The 24,079-nt window shown below is 65.7% G+C and carries 23 protein-coding genes and 2 pseudogenes; 13 read left to right on the top strand and 12 right to left on the bottom strand.

Features of this window, described 5'->3' with window-relative positions; genetic code table 11:
• Nucleotides 1-226 precede the first annotated feature (226 nt).
• Nucleotides 227-1,438, bottom strand: a complete 1,212-nt coding sequence (gene tyrS, locus ABB22_RS07495) for a tyrosine--tRNA ligase (RefSeq protein ID WP_055773122.1) — start codon at nt 1,436-1,438, stop codon at nt 227-229.
• A gap of 162 nt (nt 1,439-1,600) precedes the next feature.
• On the opposite strand from tyrS, the gene ABB22_RS07490 reads away from it, so the two are divergent.
• Together ABB22_RS07490 and ABB22_RS07485 are read left to right on the top strand one after the other, a co-directional pair.
• Nucleotides 1,601-3,055, top strand: coding sequence for a M23 family metallopeptidase (locus ABB22_RS07490; RefSeq protein ID WP_055773089.1), 1,455 nt, complete (start codon nt 1,601-1,603; stop codon nt 3,053-3,055).
• Between the two features lie 75 nt (nt 3,056-3,130).
• Nucleotides 3,131-4,255, top strand: coding sequence for an anhydro-N-acetylmuramic acid kinase (locus ABB22_RS07485; protein ID WP_055773086.1), 1,125 nt, complete (start codon nt 3,131-3,133; stop codon nt 4,253-4,255).
• Between the two features lie 150 nt (nt 4,256-4,405).
• Here ABB22_RS07485 and ABB22_RS07480 read toward each other — a convergent pair whose 3' ends face one another.
• The 3 genes from ABB22_RS07480 to ABB22_RS07470 form a co-directional block, all read right to left on the bottom strand.
• A complete protein-coding gene (locus ABB22_RS07480) occupies nt 4,406-4,636 on the bottom strand; it encodes a hypothetical protein (protein WP_055773083.1) in 231 nt (76 codons plus the stop codon).
• A 113-nt stretch (nt 4,637-4,749) separates the two neighbouring features.
• On the bottom strand, nt 4,750-6,126 hold the full coding sequence (locus ABB22_RS07475; RefSeq protein WP_055773080.1) for an AmpG family muropeptide MFS transporter: 1,377 nt from the start codon (nt 6,124-6,126) through the stop codon (nt 4,750-4,752).
• Nucleotides 6,123-6,923 carry an exodeoxyribonuclease III gene (locus ABB22_RS07470; protein WP_055773077.1) on the bottom strand — a complete coding sequence of 267 codons (801 nt, stop codon included), beginning with the start codon at nt 6,921-6,923 and terminating at the stop codon, nt 6,123-6,125. The genes ABB22_RS07475 and ABB22_RS07470 overlap by 4 nt, the downstream gene beginning before the upstream one ends.
• A gap of 111 nt (nt 6,924-7,034) precedes the next feature.
• Between ABB22_RS07470 and pyrE the strand changes: the two genes are divergently transcribed.
• From pyrE to ABB22_RS07450, 4 genes are all read left to right on the top strand, one after another.
• Nucleotides 7,035-7,694, top strand: coding sequence for an orotate phosphoribosyltransferase (pyrE, locus tag ABB22_RS07465; protein WP_055773074.1), 660 nt, complete (start codon nt 7,035-7,037; stop codon nt 7,692-7,694).
• A gap of 15 nt (nt 7,695-7,709) precedes the next feature.
• On the top strand, nt 7,710-8,405 hold the full coding sequence (locus ABB22_RS07460) for a hypothetical protein (RefSeq protein ID WP_055773071.1): 696 nt from the start codon (nt 7,710-7,712) through the stop codon (nt 8,403-8,405).
• 227 nt (nt 8,406-8,632) lie between these two features.
• A complete protein-coding gene (locus ABB22_RS07455) occupies nt 8,633-9,832 on the top strand; it encodes a tyrosine-type recombinase/integrase (RefSeq protein WP_057505165.1) in 1,200 nt (399 codons plus the stop codon).
• Entirely contained in the window at nt 9,829-10,884 is a 1,056-nt protein-coding gene (locus ABB22_RS07450) for a PDDEXK nuclease domain-containing protein (protein ID WP_057505164.1), read from the top strand. The genes ABB22_RS07455 and ABB22_RS07450 overlap by 4 nt, the downstream gene beginning before the upstream one ends.
• 10 nt (nt 10,885-10,894) lie before the next feature.
• On the opposite strand, the pseudogene arsN2 reads toward ABB22_RS07450, so the two are convergent.
• The 6 genes and pseudogenes from arsN2 to ABB22_RS07425 form a co-directional block, all read right to left on the bottom strand.
• Nucleotides 10,895-11,284: pseudogene (gene arsN2, locus ABB22_RS18725) on the bottom strand (arsenic resistance N-acetyltransferase ArsN2); the annotation flags it as partial.
• A 42-nt stretch (nt 11,285-11,326) separates the two neighbouring features.
• Nucleotides 11,327-11,725 (bottom strand): annotated as a pseudogene (arsC, locus tag ABB22_RS18720) (arsenate reductase (glutaredoxin)); the annotation flags it as partial.
• The gene (gene arsB, locus ABB22_RS07440) at nt 11,722-12,768 is read right to left on the bottom strand and encodes an ACR3 family arsenite efflux transporter (RefSeq protein WP_152984070.1); all 1,047 of its coding nucleotides are present in this window, start codon (nt 12,766-12,768) and stop codon (nt 11,722-11,724) included. The gene arsB and the pseudogene arsC, both read right to left, overlap by 4 nt.
• 54 nt (nt 12,769-12,822) lie before the next feature.
• On the bottom strand, nt 12,823-13,320 hold the full coding sequence (locus ABB22_RS07435; protein WP_057505162.1) for an arsenate reductase ArsC: 498 nt from the start codon (nt 13,318-13,320) through the stop codon (nt 12,823-12,825).
• A 12-nt stretch (nt 13,321-13,332) separates the two neighbouring features.
• On the bottom strand, nt 13,333-13,800 hold the full coding sequence (locus ABB22_RS07430) for an ArsI/CadI family heavy metal resistance metalloenzyme (protein ID WP_057505161.1): 468 nt from the start codon (nt 13,798-13,800) through the stop codon (nt 13,333-13,335).
• Nucleotides 13,801-13,811: 11 nt separating this feature from the next.
• Entirely contained in the window at nt 13,812-14,141 is a 330-nt protein-coding gene (locus tag ABB22_RS07425) for an ArsR/SmtB family transcription factor (protein ID WP_057505160.1), read from the bottom strand.
• Nucleotides 14,142-14,525: 384 nt separating this feature from the next.
• Between ABB22_RS07425 and radC the strand changes: the two genes are divergently transcribed.
• Both radC and ABB22_RS07415 read left to right on the top strand, forming a co-directional pair.
• Nucleotides 14,526-15,035, top strand: coding sequence for a RadC family protein (radC, locus tag ABB22_RS07420; RefSeq protein ID WP_016448851.1), 510 nt, complete (start codon nt 14,526-14,528; stop codon nt 15,033-15,035).
• Nucleotides 15,036-15,315: 280 nt separating this feature from the next.
• Nucleotides 15,316-15,666 carry a DUF2958 domain-containing protein gene (locus tag ABB22_RS07415; protein ID WP_016448850.1) on the top strand — a complete coding sequence of 117 codons (351 nt, stop codon included), beginning with the start codon at nt 15,316-15,318 and terminating at the stop codon, nt 15,664-15,666.
• A gap of 46 nt (nt 15,667-15,712) precedes the next feature.
• Here the strand turns inward: ABB22_RS07415 and map are convergent, their stop codons facing one another.
• Nucleotides 15,713-16,480: a type I methionyl aminopeptidase gene (gene map / locus ABB22_RS07410; RefSeq protein WP_057505159.1), complete on the bottom strand. Its 768-nt coding sequence runs from the start codon at nt 16,478-16,480 to the stop codon at nt 15,713-15,715.
• On the bottom strand, nt 16,477-16,689 hold the full coding sequence (locus tag ABB22_RS07405; RefSeq protein ID WP_016448848.1) for a ParD-like family protein: 213 nt from the start codon (nt 16,687-16,689) through the stop codon (nt 16,477-16,479). Before ABB22_RS07405 ends, map begins: the two co-directional genes overlap by 4 nt.
• Before the next feature lie 605 nt (nt 16,690-17,294).
• Here ABB22_RS07405 and ABB22_RS07400 point away from each other — a divergent pair.
• The 5 genes from ABB22_RS07400 (at nt 17,295) to ABB22_RS07380 (ending at nt 23,902) form a co-directional block, all read left to right on the top strand.
• A complete protein-coding gene (locus ABB22_RS07400) occupies nt 17,295-18,119 on the top strand; it encodes a DUF932 domain-containing protein (protein ID WP_057505158.1) in 825 nt (274 codons plus the stop codon).
• A gap of 78 nt (nt 18,120-18,197) precedes the next feature.
• Nucleotides 18,198-20,249 (top strand): ParB/RepB/Spo0J family partition protein, encoded by a 2,052-nt coding sequence (locus tag ABB22_RS07395; RefSeq protein WP_057505157.1) that lies wholly within the window; start codon nt 18,198-18,200, stop codon nt 20,247-20,249.
• A 62-nt stretch (nt 20,250-20,311) separates the two neighbouring features.
• Entirely contained in the window at nt 20,312-20,521 is a 210-nt protein-coding gene (locus tag ABB22_RS07390; RefSeq protein ID WP_057505170.1) for a hypothetical protein, read from the top strand.
• Nucleotides 20,522-20,784: 263 nt separating this feature from the next.
• On the top strand, nt 20,785-22,512 hold the full coding sequence (locus ABB22_RS07385) for an ATP-dependent nuclease (protein WP_057505156.1): 1,728 nt from the start codon (nt 20,785-20,787) through the stop codon (nt 22,510-22,512).
• Nucleotides 22,505-23,902: a UvrD-helicase domain-containing protein gene (locus ABB22_RS07380; RefSeq protein WP_057505155.1), complete on the top strand. Its 1,398-nt coding sequence runs from the start codon at nt 22,505-22,507 to the stop codon at nt 23,900-23,902. The genes ABB22_RS07385 and ABB22_RS07380 overlap by 8 nt, the downstream gene beginning before the upstream one ends.
• The last annotated feature ends 177 nt before the right edge of the window (nt 23,903-24,079 follow it).

Below are 24,079 nucleotides of genomic sequence, written 5' to 3'. Positions count from 1 at the left end.
TTCTAGGTTTTCGTTTCCTTCAAACACCCGCTTGCGAGGCCGTTGCCGCCGCTTCCTGCTCCCTGCCACCGAAGTGACTGGCGCCGTGAAGCGAGGGAGCGAATTCTAGACATCTTTGTGAAATGTGCAATCTCTTTTTTCAACAAATCCCTGAAAAGCACCCTCACGCCACAATCGGCAAGCCGCCGCTCCCGGCGGCGGCGCCGGTGACACATCTCTGTATGGATCAGGCCACGACCAGCAGGACGCGGGCGAAGGTGCGCTTGCCCACCTGCAGCAATCCCTCGAAACCCGGCTGCAGGACCGCCTGCGCGTCCTCGATGACATGGCCATCCACCTTCACCGCACGCTCCTTGAGCTTGCGCGAGGCCTCCGAATTGCTGGGCGTAAGGCCGGCGGCGGTCAGCAGGGCGCCGATGCGCAGCCCTTCGGCCGGCACCGCAACTTCCTGCAGGGGCAGCAGGGTGATGTCGCCCTGCCCGGTCACCGCCGCGTTCCAGCCGGCGATGGCCTGCTCGGCGGCGGCGGCATCGTGGAAGCGGGTGGTCAGCTCGCGCGCCAGGCGCAGCTTGATCTCGCGCGGATTGATCGCGCCGGCTTCGACGTCGGCCCGCAGCTGCTTCGCCTCGGCGATGGAGATGTCGAAGCTCAGCAGGTCGATCCAGCGCCACATCAGCGTGTCGTCGATCTTCATGGTCTTGGTGACGATGTCGATGGCCGGCTCGCTGATGCCGATGTAGTTGCCCAGCGACTTGGACATCTTGTTGACGCCGTCCAGGCCCTCCAGCAACGGCATGGTCAGCACGATCTGCGGCTTCTGCCCGTAGTGCTCCTGCAGGCCGCGGCCCATCAGCAGGTTGAACTTCTGGTCGGTGCCACCCAGCTCGACGTCCGCTTCCAGCGCCACCGAGTCGTAGCCCTGCACCAGCGGGTAGAGGAACTCGTGGATGGCGATGGACTGCTGGGCGGCGTAACGCTTGGCGAAGTCGTCGCGCTCGAGCATGCGCGCCACGGTGTGCTGGCCCGCCAGGCGGATCATGTCGGCCGCGCCCATCTTCCCGAACCACTCGGAATTGAAGCGGACCTCGGTGCGCTCGCGGTCGAGCACCTTGAATACCTGCTCTTCATAGGTGCGGGCATTGGCCAGCACGTCCTCGCGCGAAAGCGGCTTGCGGGTGACGTTCTTTCCCGAGGGGTCGCCGATCATGCCGGTGAAGTCGCCGATCAGGAAGATCACCTGGTGCCCCAGGTCCTGGAACTGGCGCAGCTTGTTCAACAGCACGGTATGGCCCAGGTGCAGGTCCGGGGCGGTGGGGTCGAAGCCGGCCTTGACCCGCAGCGGACGACCGCTCTCCAGACGCTGGCGCAGTTCATCCACCTTGAGAATTTCGTCGGCACCGCGGCCGATCAGGGCAAGGGCTTCATCAATCGAGGACACGCTGGAACTCCCGGCTTCGCCGTCAGACATGGGGTGTTAAGTGCAGGTTAACCGCCCAATTCATCAAAAAGCCATGCGGCTCAATGGTTTGACGCGGTATTGAAGGGTGACTATGTTACCCGCGTTTGGGCCCGCGATCCGGGTCGACCAGAGAACCGAGCGATGTCCCAACCCGATCACGGCCAGGCGCGCAAACAGCGCTTCCAGGAACGACTCCATGTCCTGCACGACACCGCCCTGCATCGGAAGCTGAAGCAACATCTCCCGGCCGCGTTCAACGAACGCTGGACCCGCCGCCACTGGATCCACGCCAGCCTGTTCGCGACCATCGGCGCGCTGGCGGCTACGATCGTGCCGGGCTTCTCCAACGCCATCGACGCGCCGCTGCCGTCGGCGCATTCGACTCTGGCCCTGCCGCTGCCGCCGCTTTCGCTGGCCCGGCGTGGCGAGACCCCCGGCGACAGCTGGCAGATCCTGCGGGTGGAACGCGGCCAGACCCTGAGCGATCTGTTCGAGCTGGCCGGCGTGCCGGCGACGGTGATGCACCAGCTGCTGGACTACCCGGGCACCCGCGAGGCGCTGACCCGGCTCCGCCCAGGCGCCGAGATCGCCTTCGACCTGCCGGTGAGCGGCCAGCTGCGCACCATCCGCTTCGACCGCGATCCCAGCCACCGCGTGGAGCTGTCGCTGCAGGGCGACCAGATCCGCGAGAAGGTGCTCGAGCGCGTCACCACCACCCGCACCGTGGTCGCCAGCGGGGAAATCCGCAGCTCGCTCTATGCCTCGGCGCTCAAGGCCGGCCTGTCGCCTTCGGCCATCAACACGATGACCGACGAGATCTTCAAGTACGACATCGACTTCTCCAAGGATGTGCAGCCCGGCGACCGCTTCAGCGTGGTCATGGACGAGACCTGGCGCGAGGGCGAGCGCATCGACACCAGCAAGATCCTGGCGGCCACCTTCAGCACCGGCGGCAAGACCTACACCGGCTTCCGCTTCGAGCGCGGCGGCAAGTTCGAATACTTCGACCTCAACGGCCGGCCGCTGAAGAAGAGCTTCATCCGCATGCCGATCCCGTTCGCGCGGCTGAGCTCCACCTTCGGTTCGCGCCGCCATCCCATCCTCGGCACCATGCGCATGCACAAGGGCGTGGACTACGCCGCCGGCACCGGCACGCCGATCATGGCCGCCGGCGACGCCCGCGTGCAGTTCGCCGGTACCCAGCGCGGCTACGGCAACGTGGTGATCCTCGACCATGGCCGCGGCTACACCACCCTGTACGGCCACATGTCGCGCTTCGGCAACATCCGCACCGGCCAGCGCGTCAACCAGGGCATGGTGATCGGCTATGTCGGCTCCACCGGCATGGCCACCGGCCCGCACCTGCACTACGAATTCCGCATCAACGGCGAGCACCGCAACCCGTTGTCGGTGACCATGCCGCCGCCGGAGCCGCTCAAGGGCGCCGAGCTGGCCGCGTTCCGGGCCCAGACCTCGCCGGCGATGGCGCGCATCCAGGGCATGGAAGAACTGATGTACGCCGACGCCGGCAAGGGCAAACCGACCACCACCACGGCCAGTGCCGCGACGTCTCCAGTCAGGAACAAGCGCGGCTGACCGGCGGGCCAGCGCATTGACGACCGGGGCAGGGAGCCTTGAAGCTTCCCTGCCCCTTTTCTTTCCGGCCTCCGCATGGCGTCCATCGATCCGCAGCTGCCCCTGTTCCTCGGCCTGATGTCCGGCACCAGCGCCGACGGCATCGACGCCGCGCTGGCGCAGTTTCCGGCCGAAGGCGGCTGCCGTTTCGTGCATGGGCACACCTTCGACTGGAAGGCGGAAACCCGTGCCGCGCTGATCGCGCTGGGCCAGGGCGCCGAACCCGCGTCGCTGGATGCGCTCGGGCAGCTGGATGCCGAGGTCGGCATCGCCTTCGCCGCCGCCGCCAACGGCTTGCTGGAGCGGGCCGGCATCGAGCGCACGCGTGTACAGGCGATCGGCTCACACGGCCAGACCATCCGCCATCGGCCCACCTCCAACCCCGGCTTCACCTGGCAGATCGGCGACGCCAACCGCATCGCCGAACTCACCGGCATCGCCACCGTGGCCGACTTCCGCCGCCGCGACGTGGCCGCCGGCGGGCATGGCGCGCCGCTGATGCCAGCCTTCCACCTGGCCATGCTGGGCAGCGCCGACGAAGACCGGGCGGTGCTCAACCTGGGCGGCATCGCCAACCTGAGCCTGCTCGCCCGCGACGGCAGCCTGCGCGGTTTCGACACCGGCCCGGCCAACGCGCTGCTGGATGGCTGGTGCCAACGCCACCTCGGCACCGCGTTCGATGCCGACGGCGCCTTCGCCGCCGGCGGCCGGGTGGACGACGCATTGCTGGCGCGGCTGCTGGACGATGCCTGGTTCGCACTGCCACCCCCCAAGAGCACCGGGCGCGAGCACTTCCATCTGGACTGGGTGCACGCGCGGCTCGGCAGCGGATCGTTTTCGCCGGCGGACGTACAGGCCACCCTGCTCGAACTCACCGCCGCCACGATCGCCGATGCGCTGCTGGCCCACCTGCCCGGCGTGCGGCGGCTGCTGGTATGCGGTGGCGGCGTACGCAATCCGCTGTTGCTGCAGCGCATCGCCGCGCGCCTGCCCGGCGTGGCGGTAGTCTCCAGCGCCGCGCATGGACTCGACCCCGACTACATGGAAGCGATGGGCTTCGCCTGGCTGGCGCGCGAGACCCTGGCAGGACGCCCGGGCAACCTGCCCAGCGTCAGCGGCGCGCGCGGGCCGCGGATCCTTGGCGCGATCCATCCGGCCTGAAAACCGTCCGGCCAGGTCGGCTGCGTCCGCGATGCAGCGATAGAGCGGGACGACCGCGACGGCGGCGCGCAGCAGAGGAATCCCAGTAAGGTGCCAGCGGGGCGTCGCCCCGCTCTGCACGTGCGTCACCTCGACCCGCTGGCCATCCGTTCAACCGAATTCGGCCCCGGCCGGCAACGCCTGCAGGGCATGGATGGCTTCGGAGAGGACATCCACTTCCGGATGTTCGAAACCATGGCTCATTTCATGCTCGCCGGCGAACAGGCCCTGTTCGAGCAGCACCGCGCAGGTATGTTCGCGGGTCCAGCCGCGCGCCACCGCGAGGCGGCGGATGCGCTCAAGCAGCAGCGGGTCGATATCCCGCAAGATCACGTCGGCCATGTCGTCACGCCAGCAGTCCGGCGGATCCCCCCGCCGGCATCATCGGCGAGGCGGTGACCGGATTCAACGGCTGGCGGATGGAGATTCCAGCGATCCATCCGCCCTTGCCGCATTCAGTCGGGCGCGGCGGCCTTGCGCGCCTGCATCGCCGCCAGCGCCAGGCACAGCAGCAGCACGGGGATCGCCAGCAAGGCGGTGCCGATGAAGAACAGCGCGTAGCCCTCCAGCAGGGTGCGGCCCTGCGCCAGGTACTGCACGGTCACGCCCGAAAAGCCCTTCAGCGCCTTGCCCGGCATCGCGTAGAACGAACTGAGCAGCGCGTACTGGGTCGCGGTATAGCCGATGCTGGTCAGGCTGGACATGTAGGCGATCAACGCGGTGCCGGCGAAGCCGCTGGACAGGTTGTCCACCGCCATGGCGATGGCGAACTCCAGCTTGCCCGGGCCGACGTAGGCCATCCATGCGAACGCCAGGTTCGAGCAGGGACCGAGGATGGCGCCAACCAGCAGCGCCGCCATCACCCCCCAGCGCACCGAGATCACGCCGGCCAGGGCGATGCCGACGAAGGTCGCGACCAGGCCGACCGAACCGCGCACCGCGCCCACCGTGTCCTCGTCCAGGCCAAGGTCGACATAGAACGGGTTGGCCATCGGCCCCATCACGAAATCGGCCATGCGGTAGATGCTGATCGCCGCCAGGATCAGCAGCGCGCCGCTACGGTATTCGCGGAAGAACATCACGAACGGGCCGATCACCGCATCGAACAGGCCACGCGGCGTCCACAGCCGGGCGGCCTGGTCGTGCACGGCGATCACCGCCCGCGCCGGTTCGCGCGCCAGCGCCACCGCGGCCACGCCCAGGCCCATCAGCGCCGCCATGATCTCGTAGGACAGCTGCCAGCCCACGCGCGCGGCGATGATCAGGATCAGTGCGTCGGTGACCAGCAGCGCGGTGCGGTAGCCCAGCGCCGAGGAGGCGGTCAGCAGGCCCAGCTGCTCGCTGCTGCTGGCGCTCTCGATGCGCCATGCATCGATGACGATGTCCTGCGTGGCCGAGGCGAAAGCCACCACCGTGGCCAGCACGCCGAACACCAGCAGGTGCTCCACCGACAGGCCCAGCACGACGATGTTGCCGCCCTTGGGCTGGACCAGTGCCATGCCCACCAGCGCCAGCCCGGCGAACAGCTGCGACAGCAGCATCCAGCCGCGGCGACGCCCGAACATCCGCCCCAGCAGCGGCACGTCGGTCTTGTCGACGATCGGCGCCCACAGGAACTTCATCGAGTACGCCAGGCCGACCCAGGACAGGAAGCCGATGGTGTCCAGCTCGATGCCTTCCTTGCGCATCCAGAAGCCGAGCGTATTGCCCACCAGGTAGATCGGCAGCCCGGAACTGAAGCCCAGCAGCAGCATCGCCAGCACCTTGCGCTGGCGCAGGTTGCCCATCACCTCCCGCCAGCCCTGGCGGCGCTTCGCGGTGGCCTCGCTCACAGGTCGTAGTCCACGGTGAACGGCGCATGGTCGGAGAAGCGTTCGTCGCGGTAGATCGAGCAGCCGCGCAGGCGCTCGCGCAGCCCCGGCGTGGCGAACTGGTAGTCGATGCGCCAACCGACGTTGTTGGCGCGCGCGGCGCCGCGGTTGCTCCACCAGGTGTAGTCCTGCCCTTCCGGGTGCAGCGCGCGGTAGGCGTCCACCCAGCCGCGACCGCTGGCCAGCTCGGCGTCGCCGGGCTGGTCGGCGCACAGGCCGTTGAGCCAGTCGCGCTCTGCGGGCAGGCAGCCGGAGTTCTTCTGGTTGGACTTCCAGTTCCTGATGTCCAGCGCGGTGCGGACGATGTTCCAGTCCCCGCACAGCACGTAGTCGCGGCCGCTGGCCAGCCATTCGTCCAGGATCGGCCGCAGCCAGTCCATCACCTCGAACTTGAAGCCCTGGCGCAGGTCGCCCGACGAGCCGGACGGGATATAGAAGGACACCACGCTCAGGTTGCCGAAGCGCGCCTCGATATAGCGTCCTTCGTCGTCGAACGGCGCCCAGCCAAGCTCGGTGCGCACCTCGTCCGGTTCGCGCCGGCTCCAGATCGCCACCCCGCTGTAGCCCTTCTTGGTGATGGCGTCGCGGTAGAAACAATGGTGGCCATCGGGCCGGAACAGCGGGTCGGACAGCTGCGATTCCTGGGCCTTGGTCTCCTGGATGCACAGCACGTCGGCCTGCTGGCCGGCGAACCATTGGCTGAAACCCTTGGTGGTGGCCGAACGGATGCCGTTGGCGTTGAAGCTGATGATGCGCATAGGGAACCGCTGACAGGGCCGGGACGGCACAGCATACCGCCCGCGCCAGCATTCCCCGAAGCCATGCTTTACCCTAGGCGCCTTCTATAGACGACGAAGAAAGCGCATCTAATGAGTGACCATCGTTCCCGCTTCCTGCAGCTGGCGCTGAACGCCGACGCCCTGCGTTTCGGCCAGTTCACCCTCAAGTCCGGGCGGGTAAGCCCCTATTTCTTCAATGCCGGCCGTTTCGACACCGGCCTGGCGCTGGCCCAGCTGGGCAACTGCTATGCCGACGCGGTCGATTCCTCCGGGGTCGCCTTCGACCAGCTGTTCGGCCCCGCCTACAAGGGCATCCCGCTGGCCACCGCCATCGCCTGCGAGTTCTCGCACCGCGGCCGCAACCTGCCGCTGACCTTCAACCGCAAGGAAGCCAAGGACCATGGCGAAGGCGGCACCCTGATCGGCGCCGACATGGCCGGCAAGCGCATCCTGATCGTCGACGACGTGATCACCGCCGGCACCGCCATCCGCGAGGCGCTGGCCATCATCCGCGCCGCCAACGGCATCCCCGCCGGCATAGTGGTCGCGCTCGACCGCCAGGAGATCGCCTCCGAGGACGACCCCCGTTCGGCCGCGCAGTCCGTGGCGGCCGAGACCGGCATTCCGGTGATCGCCGTGTCCAACCTCGCCGACCTGCTTGCATTCGCTTCCGGGAACCCGGAACTTGTCGGCTACCGCGAACCGTTGCTGGCCTACCGGGCCCGTTACGGAAGCAATCCAACGGGCTGACCGCAGGGGGCTGCCATGAGGCCGAATCCGTCCACCGCCGTTGCGGGCATGCTGCTGGCGCTGGCTGCGCTGGCCGCGCCGGCGCTGGCGCAGAACAAACCGGCCGATACCGGCAAGAAGCTCTACTGCTGGGACAACGCCCGCGGCGAGCGGACCTGTTCGGATACCCTGCCGCCGGAAGCGGTCAACAGCGCGCGCCAGGAGTTCAACGCGCGCAGCGGCCTGCGCGGCGCCGAGGTGCAGCGCGCGCTCACCGCCGAGGAACGCGCCGATGCGGAACTGGCGGCGGCGCAGGCGCAGGTGGATGCGGCCGCGGCGGAAACCCGCAGGCGCACCGAACAGGCCATGCTGTCCACCTACGGCAGCGAGGACGCGCTGCGCCGTGTGTTCAACGAACGCGCGGCCATCGTCGACAACAACATCAAGACCGCCATCTACAACGTGGGCAGCCTGCGCGAGGCACTGGCGACCCAGCTTTCCGTGGCGGGCGACCGCGAGCTGGCCGGGCAGAAGGTGGCCGACAAGCAGGCCGGGGACATCCGCCAGCGCCACACCGAACTGCTCGCCCAGCTGCGGCTGCAGGCGGCCTTCGAGCAGCAGCGCAAGGCGCTGGACGTGGAGATCGCCGAGACCCTGGCCCGCTACCGCGAGCTAAAGGGCATCGCCGCACCGGCCGATGCGGCCGGCGCGCCGGCTTCGCCGCCGGGCTGAGCCGCCCATCGGTATCGGGAACACGCGAGCGGCCTGCGGGCCGCTTTTTTGTTTCACGATGACTCCAGCCCGGTAGTTCGCTGGACTGCGCCATAGCTCGATACAGCAGGTTTATCAATAGCTTACGCGCGTCCATCATATGCCGGTGCTTTCTGAAACTTGACCCGGTTTTCCCTCGCGCCGCTCCTATCTGGCTCTTGGAATCCGGGTCGTTCCAAGGAGTCATCATGGCAAAGATCAAGCTCACCAAGACCGCCGTGGAGGCGGCCCAGCCCCAGGCCAAGGATGTTGAACTGCGGGATACCGTGGTGCCCGGCTTCCTGTGCAAGATTACCCCGACGGGCCGCCGGGTGTTCATGCTCCAGTACCGCACGAACTCCGGCCAGCCCCGCAAGCCCTCGCTGGGGCTGTACGGGGAGCTGACCGTCGAACAGGCACGAGTCAAGGCACAGGACTGGCTGGCCGAGGTTCGCCGGGGCGGCGACCCCGGCGGCGCCAGGGCCGAGGCGCGCAAGGCGCCCACGATGGCCGAGCTGTGCAAGAAGTTCATGGAGGACTACTCCAAGAAGCGCAACAAGCCCAGCACGCAGGAAGGCTATCAAGGCGTCATCGACCGCAACATCATCCCGCTGCTGGGCCGCAAGAAGGTGCATGACGTGAAGCGGCCCGACATTGCCGGGCTGATGGAAAAGCTGGCCTACAAGCCGACCGAGGCGAACAAGACCTTCGGCGTGCTGCGCAAGATGTTCAACCTGGCCGAAGTGTGGGGTTTCCGCCCGGACGGCACCAATCCGTGCCGCCACGTCCCGATGTACCCGCCGGGCAAGGAAACCCGACTCATCGTGGACGAGGAAATGGTGCGGATCTTCCGCCATCTGGAGAAGCTGGAGGCGGAAGGGCTGGAGAACTACGTCATCCCGCTGGCGATCCGGCTGCAATTCGAGTTCGCCGCCCGACGCTCCGAAATCTGCCCGCTCGAATGGAGCTGGCTGGACTTCGAGAACCGGCGCGTGGTGTGGCCCGACAGCAAGGTCGGCGGTATTTCCAAGCCTATGAGCGAGGAAGCCTATCGGCTGCTTTCGACGGCGCCGCGCCGGGAGGGCTGCCCCTATGTCCTACCGTCGCCGAACGACCCGACCAAGCACCTGACCTTTGGCGAACACTATGGCGGCTGGTGCCGGGCGCTCAAGGCCGCTGGCGTCCCGCACGTCGGCACGCACGGCATTCGTCACCGCTCGACCACCGACATTGCCAATTCGGGCGTGCCGACCAAAGTGGGCATGAAGCTGACAGGCCACAAGACCGTGGCGATGTTCATGCACTACGTCCACACCGAGGACAAGCCGGTGCGTGATGCGGCCGAGTTGGTGGCCAGCCGGCGCAAGGCCATCACGGGCGCGCGCCAGCTTGCGGAGGCGGCAGCATGAACGGGCGCCGGTCATCCGTGGCATCGCCCGCAGCACCGTCGGCGCTGCTGGGCGACATTCGGGCACTGATCGAGGCGGCGCGCAAGCGCGCCACCTCGACGGTGAATAGCGAACTGACAACGCTCTACTGGCGCATCGGCCAGCGCATCCGCACGCAGGTCTTGGATGGGCGCCGGGGTGCCTATGGCAAGGAAGTCCTGCCCACCCTGGCGGCGCAGTTGGTGAAGGAGTACGGCAGCAGCTTTGCCGAGCAAAACTTGCGCCGTATGGTGCAGTTCGCAGCCACCTTTCCCGACGAGCAGATTCTCGTATCACTGATACGAGAATTGAGCTGGACGCACTTCATCGCACTGATACCGCTGAAAGACCCGCTCCAGCGGGACTACTACGCACAGATGGCGAGTGTCGAACGCTGGAGCGTGCGGACGCTGCGCGAGCGCATCGACTCGATGCTGTACGAGCGCACGGCGCTGTCCCAAAAGCCGGGCGAGACGATCGCGCAGGAACTGGCGACCCTGCGCGATGCGCAGCGCATGTCGCCGGCCTTGGTCATGCGCGACCCGTACATCCTCGATTTCCTGGGCCTGCGCGACACCTGGCAGGAAGGCGACTTGGAAGCGGCCATCATCCGCGAAATGGAATCCTTCCTGCTGGAGCTGGGCGCGGGTTTCTCCTTCGTCGCCCGGCAGAAGCGCATCCAGATCGACGACGAGGATTTCCACCTCGACCTGCTGTTCTACAACCGCAAGCTGCGCCGGCTGGTGGCAGTGGAGTTGAAGATCGGCGAGTTCAAGGCGGCGTACAAAGGGCAGATGGAGCTTTACTTGCGCTGGCTCGACAAGCACGAGCGCGAGCCGGAAGAGGCCTCGCCACTGGGGATCATCCTTTGCACCGGCAAGAAGCGCGAGCAGATCGAATTGCTGGAGTTGGATAAGTCCGGCATCCACGTTGCCGAGTACCTGACCACCTTGCCGCCGCGTGCAGTGCTGGGCGAGCGGTTGCAGCAGGCGACCGAACGGGCACGGTTGCAGATCGAGCAGCGCGAGTCCTGACGGTTCTGCACTACAAATGGATCGGCCGCCTAAGCAACGCTGCGCTGGCGGGACACAAGCTCGCAGCCTGCCGCGTCGCCAGCACAGAAGTCGGTGCGCTTTTGCGATCCACCGGCTTGAAGCCCCCGCGCTCGAAGAACGGCGCCGCCGTCGTGGTCAGTAGCCAGGCGTCACGCCCGCCTTGATCGAAGGCGCGTCGCAGTAGTAACGCCAGCATGGCGCCGCCAATGCCGCGATGGCGTGCGTGCGGCAGCACGACCAGGGAGCGCACCAGCACATCCCGGCCCATATGCTCGAAGCCACCGTAGCCCACGCGCTCGCCTGTCACCGTGGCATAGGCGAAGAAGCTGCGCCCCGGTTCGGTCAGATCATCCGCGGGAAGTCCGGCCTCCTGCAAAGCCGTGGTGAGGCCCGTGTCGCTTCCCGCGATCGGCGTGTCCACCAGCAGCGGTGTGCCGTCTTCCTTGCGAATCTCGCCCGCCGGTCGCTGCGGCAGCAGCTCAATCACCGTGTCCGAGGGGCGGCACAGGCGCACGCCCAGGGACGAAACCACGATGGGCCGATTGATGAGGATCGGGTGCGCCAGCATTTGGTCGATCAATTCGTCATCGCTCCAACGGGCGGCATCCAGCCCGAGTTCCTTGTACGGCGTGTCCCTGACGCGCAGCACGTCCCGCACGCGCATGCCCATCTGTGCGATCAGCGCCTGCAAGGTTTCGCGGTCAGGTGGCGTCTTCAGGTACTCGATGACCGTGGGCGCGATGCCGCTGGCGCGGATCAGCGCCAGCGTGTTGCGCGACGTGCCGCAGTCCGGGTTGTGGTAGATCGTGACGAGGCTCATGCCGGATGCCTTCCTCCGTTGCGCGGAGCCTGTTCGTACCAGCCACGCGAGCGGTTGACCACGCGCACGACCAGCAGCATCACCGGCACTTCGATCAGCACACCGACCACGGTGGCCAGCGCGGCGCCGGAATGGAAGCCGAACAGGCTGATGGCCGCTGCCACGGCCAACTCGAAGAAGTTGCTCGCGCCGATCAGCGCCGAGGGGCCGGCGATGCTGTGCTTCTCGCCCACCTTGCGGTTGAGCCAGTAGGCCAGGCCGGAATTGAAGAACACCTGGATAAGGATCGGCACCGCCAGCATGGCGATCACCAGCGGCTGCTGGAGGATGGCCTGGCCCTGGAAGGCGAACAGCAGCACCAGCGTCAGCAGCAGCGCCGCGATCGACAGAGGGCCGATGCGCGCCAGCGCGCGGTCGAACGTCGCCTGGCCCTGGCGCAGCAGCGCGCGGCGCCAGACCTGCGCGATGATGACCGGGATGACGATGTAGAGCACCACCGAGGTCAACAGCGTGTCCCACGGCACGGTGATGGCCGACAACCCGAGCAGCAGACCGACGAGGGGCGCGAAGGCGAACACCATGATGGTGTCGTTCAGGGCCACCTGCGACAGCGTGAACATCGGATCGCCGCCGGTCAGCCGGCTCCAGACGAACACCATCGCCGTGCAGGGTGCGGCGGCCAGCAGGATCAGGCCGGCGACGTAGCTGTCGAGCTGGTCGGCCGGCAGCCACTCGGCGAAGACCTGGCGGATGAACAGCCAGGCCAGCAGCGCCATCGAGAACGGCTTGACCGCCCAGTTCACGAACAGCGTGACGCCGATGCCGCGCCAGTGCTGGCGCACCTGGCCGAGCGCGCCGAAGTCCACCTTGAGCAGCATCGGGATCACCATGATCCAGATCAGCAGGCCGACCGGCAGATTGACCTGGGCCACTTCCATGCGGCCGACGGCCTGGAACGCGCCGGGCGCGAGCTGGCCCAGGGCGATGCCGGCGACGATGCACAGCAGCACCCATACCGTCAGGTAGCGCTCGAAGGCGCTCATCGAGAACGTCGGTGCGGTAGCACCGGCTTCAGTCTGTACGGCCACCGTGCTACCTCACTGTTTGCCGATCGCGCGCAGCTCGTGCTGCAGCGACATGGCATCGAGCCGCTGGAGTGGCAGCGACAGGAACAATTCGATGCGTCGGCGCAAAGTCAGCGCGGCGTCCATGAACGCCTTGCGCCGCTGTTCCTCGCTGCCTTCGACGGCCGCCGGATCGGGTACACCCCAGTGGGCCGAGACCGGCTTGCCCGGCCAGACGGGGCACGCTTCACCGGCGGCGTTGTCGCAGACGGTGAAGATGAAGTCGAAGACCGGCGCGCCGGGCGCCACGAACTTGTCCCAGCTCTTGCTGCGGTAGCCGGTCGTCGGCAGATGCAGCCGCTCCAGTGTGGTGAGCGCCAGCGGATGGACTTCGCCCTTGGGGTAGCTGCCTGCCGAGTAGGCGCGGAACCGCCTCTTGCCCAATTCGTTGAGGATGCCTTCGGCCAGGATGGAACGCGCCGAATTGCCCGTGCAGATGAACAGCGCGTTGTAGGTGGTCTCTGTCGTCATGAGCGCCTCGCGTTAGCAGCAGGAGGCAGAGCGCGTCGCAGCAGCAGCGCGACCATCGTTTGGCGCGCAGCACGCCGCGGCTGTGCCCGTCGCGGGCTGGGACGCTTCGTTGAACACGGGGATATTGCCCAGCGTGTGGAAGTGCTCCCAGGCCACACCTTGCGGATCGGTGATCCAGTGCTTCTCGCTGCGCGCGTAGCAGCAGGTCGTGGCGCCTTCGTCGAGCAGTGCCATGTCGGCGGCCTGCGCGCGGGCCTTCAGGCCGGCCAGTTCCTCGGCATCGTCGGTCTGGATGCCCAGGTGGTCGATGCCCGGCTTGCTGCCGCGCGTGGAGATGGCGAAGTTGACCGGCGGGTCTTCGAGCATCCACTTCGCGTAGTCGCTCTCGGTGCGTGCGGGCTGCGCGGCGAACAGTTGGGAATAGAAGCCGATGCTGCGGTTCAGGTCATCGACGTGCAGGTGGACGTGGAAGCGTTTCATGGGAGGTCCTTTCAGCAGGTGGTGCAGGTGGCGGAAGACGGGTTGACCTCGCACACGCCGCCCTGGCAGCAGTGCTCGGTCAGGTAGCCGATCAGGCCGTTCATGTGGCCGTACTCGGCGCGGTAGATCAGGTTGCGGCCCTGCTGCTCGATCGTGACGAGGCCAGCATGGGCCAATTCCTTCAGGTGGAAGGACAGGGTGTTGCGGGCCACGTCGAGCTGGTCGGCCAGGATGCTGGGCGTCAGCCCTTCGGGGCCGGCGACGACCAGGGCGCGGAACACGCGCAGCCGCTGGGCATGGGCCAGGGCACTCAGGGCGGAAACGGCTTGGGCTTCGTTCATGATTCGATAATACAACATCTATTGAATCATTGCGCAAATCGTCAGCAGACAGAACCGCATGGCGTCCCGGCGTACCGCCGTCGGGCTCGCGGGCTGCGCCCCGCGCCTCGTTCCGAGTCGCGGCCATTCGGCTTTGACCCCTGACGCCTCCGGCCCTTGAGGGCCTGCGCGCTTCGCTTGCCCCAAAAGCCGAGTGTGTGCAGTGGGCGGGGTGTGGGCGGTCTTGCTGTTCCCTTCACCGTATCACGGCGTTCTCGCCGTCAAGGGCGGCGCGCGCTTGTGCGCGCTTGCGTCCTGGCGGCCGTCTGTGACCCCTGACTGCTTGCGCTGCGCCGTGCTGGCGACGGTTCCGGGCAATTCCGCCCGAGCAACCGGAGCGCGATCATGTCGCAACTGTCCTTTTCCTCGTTCGATGCCTCGCTGATGGTGCGCGATGCACAAGGCCGCTACCTGCTGGCGACGGCAGACCAGATTCTGGAGGCCGCGCGCCAGGCCATCGAGCACAAGATGCAGCGCGGTACCTCGTTCAGTTCGCCGGCGGCAGTCAAGGAGTACCTGCGCGCCAAGCTGGCTGGCTTCGAGCACGAAGTGTTCGCGGTGCTGTTCCTCGATACGCAGCATCGCCTGATCGAGTACGCGGAGATGTTCCGCGGCACCATCGACAGCGCATCGGTGTATCCGCGCGAGTTGGTCAAGGAGGCGCTGCGGCTCAATGCGGCGGCGGTCATCGTTTCGCACAACCACCCGAGCGGAAATCCCGAGCCGAGCGGCGCCGACAAGGTGTTGACCCAGCGACTCAAGGAGGCGCTGGCGTTGGTGGATGTCCGCACGCTGGATCACATCGTCGTGGCGGGCGGCAGCACCATGTCCTTCGCCGAACGCGGCCTGATCTGACCGAGGGGGCTTCGGCCCCCTTTTTGCTGCGCCTGGTGGCGCGACTCCGGCCCTCGCGGGCCTGCGCGTGCTGGGCACTTGTCAAAAACTGGGGTGCGCGGAGGTGTGAGGGAGGCGGTCTTGCTGTTCCCTTCATCGTGCCACGGCTTGCTCGCCGTCAAGGGCTGCGCGCCGATGGCGCTTGCGGCCTGGCGGCCGTCGTTGACCCCTGACTGCTTGCGCTGCGCCGTGCCCCGGAAGGGTCGGGCAATTCCGCCCGGCATCCTTTCAGGAGTTCACCATGAACAACGCACTCATCACTGACGAGCAGCGCATCGTGCTGCTGGCCAACGGCCGCGCATCCTTGGAGAACGCGGACTTCGATCCGGCGCCCGTGGTCAAGCTGTTCACGCCGGACGCCGGCGCGACCTGGCTGCTGACCGAGATTGATCCCGACGACCACGACCGCGCCTTCGGTCTTTGCGACCCGGGCCTGGGAGAGCCGGAAATCGGCTGGGTCAGCCTGGGCGAGCTGGCGACGGTGCGCGGCTGGCTGGGCCTGCCGATCGAGCGTGACCTGTCGTTCCGCGCCGAGAAGCGGTTGAGCGCCTATGCGCGCGATGCGCGGCTGGCCGGGCGGATCGCTGTCTGACCTGGCCCTTGGAGCGCCGCAAGGCGCTCCTATCCACTACCTTGGCTCAATGCGGCTTCTTCTCACCAGAGCGCAAGGTCAAGACTCGCATACCGCTCGCGGTGACGGCCACAGTGTGCTCAAACTGAGCGGACAGTTGCCCGTCGCACGTGACGACCGTCCAGCCATCGTCTTCCGTCCGAACGGCCCGCCGGCCTTGATTCACCATAGGCTCTATGGTGAACACCATGCCTTCGCGCAATACCAAGCCGGTTCGTGGCTTGCCCCAGTGCAGCACCTGGGGCTCCTCGTGCATTTCACGGCCGATGCCGTGGCCGCAATACTCTCTGACCACCGAATATCCATTCCTGCGGGCGTGCCGCTCGATGGCATGCCCCACGTCACCGAGCGTGGCACCTGGGCGGACGGCTTGAATGCCTTTCCACATCGCCTCATAGGCCGTCTGCACGAGCCGCCTGGCCGGTAGCGCCACCTCGCCCACCAGATAGGTCTTGCTGGAATCGGCGATGTAGCCATTCTTCTCCAGCGTGATGTCGAAGTTCACGATGTCCCCATCTTGCAGGATGTCCGCAGCGGAAGGCACACCGTGGCAGACCACGTTGTTGCGGGAGGCGTTGAGCGCATAGGCGTAGCCGTACTGGCCTTTGCTGGCTGGACGTGCATCGAGTTCATGGACGATGAGGCCATCTACCAGATCGTTGATCTGCATGGTGGACATGCCGATCAGATCCAACCGATCGAGATGGCCGAACACCTGCGCCAACAACTGGCCCGAATCTGCCAGAAGCGCGATTTCTTCCGGTCGCTTGGTCATGCCGATCCCATCTTGACAGGTTGTGCCACAACGCCTGCGGCCCGCAGTTCACGAGCAACGATCTCGTTGAAGCTCTGCGTCGGATTCATTTCGCACAGTATGCCGATCTTGATCCAGAAGGCCGCCTGCGCGTTGATCGACCGACACGACACGGCGCTTGCTTTGCGCAGTTGATCGTGCAGATCGTCGTCGATGTTCACTATGCCCATGAGCTTTGGTTTATATGAAACATATATGAATCATATGTTCATCCTGCTGGTGGCGCAAGTGACCTTCTGACGCGATCTGAGGCCGAGGGCCTAGAAGTCCGGGCGTCCCCGGCCAAGAAACATGGCCGGTCGCGCTGTCGTGCGCGTGGCGCATCGAGCCGCCTCGGCGTCTCGCCCCTGACGGGCTTCCATCGTTCCCTCGCTCCGCTCGGCTGACGCCTCCGGCCCGGATTCCTAGATCCGGGCCTGCGCGCTTCGCTTGCCGTGCGGTCGGCGTGTGGGATGGCCGTTGCCTTGTCCAGCCGTCTCCCCTGACTTCATCACCTTCACCGCGACTGTAGCCCGCGCCCGTGTGCCGTCAAGGCGCGCAGGGCCGTGTCCTCGCTGCGCTGCGGGCCGCACCAACCCTGCGCTTGCCTCCTTGACGGCACCCGTTCGCGCGCTCCTGACCGTCGCGGGCGATGAACTCAGGAAAGACGGTGGCAACAGGGCCAACCGGGTTCCTCGTGCCGACCGCACCGAACAGCCGAAAGGCTGGGCTCCGAATCTAGGAATCCGGTGTGCGGTGAACAGCAACCCCTTTTTTCTTTGTCAGGAGAAATGCCATGCAACTCGCATCCCGCTTCGCTTCCCGTTCCCCGGTGCTGCGTTCGGAACGTCCCTTGTCCGATGACCAAATCCGGGCCGTGGCCCCGTCGATCTTCGCCGAGGCACCGCACGAAAGCCGCTCCGAGCGGTACAGCTACATCCCCACCGCCACCGTGCTGCAAGAACTGCGCGGGGAAGGCTTCGAGCCTTTCATGGTGACGCAAACCCGCGTGCGCCACGACGACCGCCGCGACTACACCAAGCACATGATCCGGCTGCGCCACGCCAGCCAGATCAACGGCCGCGAGGCCAACGAAATCATCCTGCTGAACTCCCATGACGGCACCAGCAGCTATCAGATGCTGGCCGGGATGTTCCGCTTCGTGTGCAGCAATGGCCTTGTCTGCGGCGACACCGTGGCCGACGTGCGCGTGCCCCACAAGGGCGACGTAGCCGGGCACGTCATCGAAGGCGCTTACGAAGTCTTGCACAGCTTCGACCGGGCGCAGGCATCGCGCGATGCCATGCAGTCCATCACGCTCGACGCCGGGGAATCGGAAGTGTTCGCCCGCGCTGCGCTGGCGTTGAAGTACGACGAGGACAAGCCCGCACCCATCACGGAATCGCAAATCCTGATGCCGCGCCGTGGCGACGACGACCGCCGCGACCTGTGGAGCGTGTTCAACCGCACGCAGGAGAACTTGACCAAAGGCGGCCTGTCCATCCGCGCCGCGAATGGCCGCCGTCAGACCACCCGGCCCGTGCAGGGCATCGACCAAAGCGTGCGCCTGAACCGCGCCCTGTGGCTGCTGGCCGATGGCCTGCGCCAGTTGAAAGCCTGAACCCCCACGCGGCAGGGGCAGGCAGCAGCCCTTGCCGCTTCTCTCGCTGCTGCATCCCAACCGCTAGGAGAAATCACCATGAACGCCGTACTCAAAACCGAAGCCCTCGCCATCGAAGCCGCCGCACCGCTGGAAGTGGCCGACCCGACCAAGAACCTGATCTTGGTTCCCCTGTCGCAACTGTTGCCGCGCCGTTCCAAGCGCAACGTCCGCACGACCCCGCGCCAGTCCATTCCCGAACTGGCCGCGAGCATTGCCCGCATCGGCCTGCTGCAAAACCTGATCGTCATCCTCGCCGCCGATGGCGAGCAATACGAAGTCGTCGCAGGCGACCGCCGCCTGACCGCCTTGAAGCTGCTGGCGAAGAAGAAGCGCATCCCCGCCGACTACGAAGTGCCATGCCTGCTGGTGGCCGATGCGTCCGCCCGCACCGTCAGCCTCGCGGAGAACGTGCAGCGCGAGAACATGCACCCCGCCGACCAGTTCGCGGCCTTCGCCGCGCTGGTCAAGGAAGGTCGCCCCATCGAGGACATTGCCGCCGACTTCGGCGTGACCCCGCTGGTGGTGCAGCGCCGCTTGAAGCTGGCGAACGTCTCGCCGCGCCTCATGGCCGACTATCGCGCCGGTGGCGTGACGCTGGAACAGTTGATGGCCTTGACCATCACCGACGACCACGCCGCGCAGGAAGCCGCGTTCTATGGTGCGCCGGAATGGCAGCGAAGCCCGTCCAAGCTGCGCGAGCGCCTGACCGAGCGCGAAATCGACGCCGCGCACGCGCTGGTGCGCTTCGTCGGGCTGGACGCCTACCGGCAGGCAGGCGGCGGCATCCGCCGCGACCTGTTCGCGGAAGGCGATGCCGGAACCTACCTCACCGATACCGCAGTGCTGGAAACGCTGGTGCGCGACAAGCTGGCAACGCTGGCCGAGGACGTGCGCGCCGAGGGCTGGGCATGGGTGGAGGCCGTGCCGCATCTGGCCTACGAGGAACGGCAGGCTTTCCAGAACGCCCCGCGCCATCGCCGCGAGCCGACCACCCGCGAGGCCCGCCGCATTGCCTCGCTGGAAAACCGCCTCGAAAAGATCGACGCCGAACTGGAGGACGCTTGCGACGCCGAGGACGAGGCCAAGGCCGAGAAGCTGGAACAGCGGCGCGATCAGGTGGTCGGGGAACTGCAAGACGCGGAGGATGCCTTGCAAGGCTATGCCCCCGAAGTGCGCGAGGTGGCCGGTGCCATCGTCACCATCGACCGCAACGGCGAGGCCGTCATTCATCGCGGCCTGCTGCGCGAAGTCGAGGCCAAGGCGCTGCGCACGCTGGAAAAGCTGCGGCGCGGTTTCGGCAGTACCGAAGGCGAAGCCGCCGACGACGAGCACGAGGACGCCGACGACGCGCCCAAGGCCGCGAGCCTGTCCGACCGGCTCGCGCAGCGGTTGAGTGCCCACCGCACGGCGGCGCTGCAAATCGAAGTCGCCCGGCATCCGCAAGTCGCGCTGGCCGCGCTGGTGCATGGCATGGTGCAGACCGTCTTGCAGCCCGACGCCTACGGCGATGGCCTGCCGTTGGGCGTGCGCCTCACCGTGCAAGACCGGCTGGAAGGCATGGCCCCGGACTGGCCGGAATCGCCCGCCGCCGTGGCGCTGCGCGAACTGCAACAGGTGGCAGGTGTTGCCTTGCCGGAGGACAGCGCCGAACTGTTCGCCGCGCTGCTGGCGAAGTCGCAAGACGAACTGGTGCGGCTGCTGGCCGTGTGCGTGGCTTCCACGGTGGACGTGGTGACGCCTCGCGCCACGCCGCACCGGCCCGGCGAGGAACTGGCGCAGGCCGTGGGCCTCGACATGGCCGCATGGTGGCAACCGACCACAGAAGGCTACTTCAAGCACGTTCCGAAGGCCGCGATCCTGCAAGCCGTGGGCGAGTACGCGCCCGAGCACGTCACTAGGCTGGCGAAGTTGAAGAAGGCCGACATTGCCAGCGAAGCCGAACGGCTGGCGGATGGCACGGGCTGGATGCCCGCCATCTTCAAGACCGAAACGCCGGAAGCCACGCAGGAAGAACCGCAGGAGCAGGACGACGCCCCGCAGGAAGCCGAGGCAATGGCGGATGAACCCGCCGAGGCGCTGGCCGCTTGACCCGCGCCGAAGGCAAGCGCCCCGGCCTCGACCGGGGCGCTTCGCTGGAAGGAGAACCGCCCATGACCCGCACCACGACCAGCCGCCCACGCATGGCGGCGACCTATGCCCCCGGCACGGTACGCGCCCGCCGCTGGCACGGCGAAGGTGACGTGCGCGGCTACCGTCCGCCGCGTGGCTGGACGGCCTGCGCCGACCTGACTGACTTGCATCCCATCACGGGCCGCGCCTTGCCGCGTGCCGTGTGGTGGCTCCTTGAGACAAAGGAATAACCGCGATCAGCACCGCGCCCAAGCCGTAGCGTCCTCGGCGCGGTGAAACGCAAAATCCGGGCGCGGCAACAGCCGCGCCCGGTGTTCAAAGCCAAACGCGACGCCGCCGTCTTCGCTGGCACTCAGCCAGCGGCGTGAACGTCAGGAACCGAAATGACGGGTTTACCCTCAACTAATGTCTGAAGCGCTGGGATGTGCGCCTCCTGACATACTATTTCCAGGTTGAAAATAGAAGTCACCCGGCGCGCATCGAAAGGGGACGCATGCAAATCCGACAACTGAAGATAGCTAACTTTCGCGGTATCTCCGCGCTGGAATGGAGGCCTGACTCTTCCTTCTGCTGCCTAATCGGCTCGGGTGATTCGGGCAAGTCCACGTTGCTTGACGCGGCCGAAGCGGCACTCTCGTCTCGCTGGTTCTCGTTCACAGAGCCCGACTTTCATACCTGCGACACCTCCAATCCCATCGTCATCGAGGCGACAGTCGGGGAGCTTTCCAAGTCTCTGAAATCGGATGAGCGACTCGGCCTCTACATCCGGGGCTGGACGGCTGCTGGTCAGCTACGCGATGAACCCGAAGATGATGACGAGCCCGTGTTGACAGTCCGCCTCACTGTCGACGCCACGATGGAGCCTGTCTGGGAGCTGGTGTGTGATCGAAGCGAGGAGCCTCGCACGCTGTCCAACCGTGACCGCGCGCTGTTCGGCCTTGTTCGGTTAGCCGGTGAAGACGCACGGCATTTGGCTTGGGGCCAGGGATCGGTTTTGGCTAGGTTGACAGGCGACAACAGAGAGGCAGCAGCCCGGCTCGCAGAGGCGTATCGGGCGGCCCGAGCGAGTGCCAATCTGAGCGACATCGAAGCGCTAGCCGACACGGCTGAATTGGCGGAAGGATTTGCCAAAGGATTGGGCGCATACGTCGAAGGCGCATATGAGCCCGGCTTGGAGCTTGGAAGATCTGGGCTGTCTTCGGGGTCTATCGCCCTTCATGACAGTGGTGTGCCGCTTCGATTGTCCGGCCTTGGAAGTAGACGACTGGCCACCCTCGCGATCCAGAAATCCGCTATCGCTGAAGGGGCCATTGTCCTAATCGACGAAATCGAGCATGGGCTTGAGCCGCACCGGATCATTGGCGCGATTGCGCAGCTCAAGACCGATCAAGCCAAGGCGAAGGATGCGGGCAAGCCTATGGGGCAGGTCCTGATGACCACACACTCCGATGTTGCACTCGGAGAGGCCGGTGCGACCAGTCTGCGCGTAATCCAAACGTTCCGACCAGGACGAGCCGCCACTATCGCTCACCCGAATTCCCCTGATCCGATCCGTGCACTGATGCGCTTCACGCCCAGGGCGATGTTCGCCCGTCGGATCTTGGTGACTGAAGGGAACACGGAGCTTGGTCTTCTTCTCGGTCTGCGCGAAAACTGGCCGGCGCGTCATGCAAATTGCCCCATTGAGCAATTGGGAGCAGCCCTCGCCGACGGCAATGGTGAGCAAGCATCATCAATGGCTCTTGCGCTCGCTGGCCTCGGCTATTCGACTGCGATCTATCGTGACTCGGACACGGTCTTGGACCCCGCCATCATGGCCGCGCTGGCGGCGGCTGGTGTTGCCATTTTTGAGTACGGCGGAGGACTCAACACCGAACAGGCCATTTTCTCGACGGCAAGCGATGCACTGGTTCAGGAGTTGCTGGTCTATGCGCGCGAAGAACGGGGCGATGATGCCATCGACAACAACATCGACATCAAAGTCCTCGACCTGGATATAGAAACGATCAGAGGAGACTTTTCGACTTGGGAGCTTTTCACGGAAATGGATGGCACCCAGCTTCGGGAAGCAATTGCCGAAGTGGCTGGCCGGAAAAAATGGTTTAAAGATCAAAGGATCGGTCGTGGCTTAGCGCCAATGGTCTGGCAGATCGCGGCAGAAAACCCAACATCTCCTCTTGCAACGGCCCTAACCCAAGCTGAGACATGGCTATATGCCTGACGCCGCCGATCTTTTCGCGTTGGGCAACGCGGCAGTGGTTGCCCCCGCCGGGCATGGCAAGACGGAAATCATTGCCAATGTCGCAGCCTTGGGCGGTCGCGCGCTGATCCTGACCCACACGCATGCGGGCGTGCATGCCATTCGAGGACGCATAAAGCGCTTGGGAGTCCCTCATGCGCGCGTCGCCGTCGATACCATCGCCGGATGGTGCATGCGCTACGCGCATGCTTTCCCCCGTGCGGCTCAACCGCCTGATGGCATGCCTCAGACTGGCGAGCAATGGAATCAGCTTTACCGTGGTGCGACTTGGGCCCTCGGGGTCAAAGCTGTTCGCGAAGTCATTGCAGCTTCCTACGACCGTATCTTGATCGACGAATATCAAGACTGCCACGAATTGCAGCATCAGCTTGCTGTGGAGCTCTCAAGCATCGTGCCGACCTTGATCTTTGGCGACCCGATGCAGGGTATCTTCGAGTTCGCTGGCGCGACGTTGAGCTGGGACAACGAAATCCATCCTCGCTTCCCATTTGCAGGAACGCTCGAAACACCTCACCGCTGGACTGGTAAAAATCCTGAACTCGGAGAGTGGATCGCCGAGACTCGATTGAAACTTATGCGCGGCGAGGTCATCGACCTGTCCGATCCCCGCATCAACTACCGTAAATCCGACGACGCTTTCGATATGGGAACGCTGTTTGAAGGCATCGACGGCAAGGAGGGTAGCTTTGCCGCTATCCATTGCAACAAGACCATCTGCTACAGATTGGCCAAAGCCGCGAATGGCGGCTACCAGGCCATCGAGGAAATCGCCGCAAATCGACTACGAGATTTTGCATCCGCGTGGGATCGGGCAACAGACAGTGGCGGCAGGCTTCGAGCGTTTACTGCTCTCATTGAGGACTGCTTCCACAAGAAGCCGGCCGTGGACGGCGAGCCTCCTGATCCCGAGGACGTTGCGCTTCAGCAAGTGATGCGGGATTTGGTGCCTAGTCTTGGCAATGACAACGGGGCGGAAGCTGTTGCCCAGATGTTCGCGTTGGCCCGCAAACGGCCTAGATGGAAGCTCTACCGCAATGAACTGTGGCGCGATGCGGAGCGAGCAGCCACCGAAGTGGCATCGAATCGGGCTGAAACGATGGCGAAGGCCACCATCGGTATTCGCCAGCGAGTCAGCAATTCAGGCCGGAAGCTACCCAAGCGCACTGTTTCAACGCCGTTGCTATTGAAAGGCCTGGAATTCGATCATGTGGTCATCCCCGATGCCACCCACTTTGCCAATGAGCGTCAGGCTCAGGCAAAGCTCTTCTATGTGGCTATTTCTCGGGCCACTCGATCACTGACGATTTCGTCACCAGAGCGGTTCATCCAGCTTCCTGTCCCGAGAGCCTAGATTCATGCTGGTGTGAGCGTGTCGCCGCTCCGCGCCACCGGGCTTTCGGGCTGCGCCCCGTGCCGCCTTTGCCGTCACGGCCATTCGGCTTCAATCCCTCACGCCTTCGCGCCTGCGGCGCTGCGCGCTTCGCTTGCCTCCAGGGGAAAGCCCTACGGGCTATCCCCGCCGCGCAAT

The organism is Stenotrophomonas nitritireducens, assembly GCF_001431425.1.
In the GTDB taxonomy this organism is placed as follows: Bacteria; Pseudomonadota; Gammaproteobacteria; order Xanthomonadales; family Xanthomonadaceae; genus Stenotrophomonas; species Stenotrophomonas nitritireducens.
Note: the sequence above shows the minus strand (reverse complement) of the source record. Positions and strands in the feature narration are given on the sequence as shown.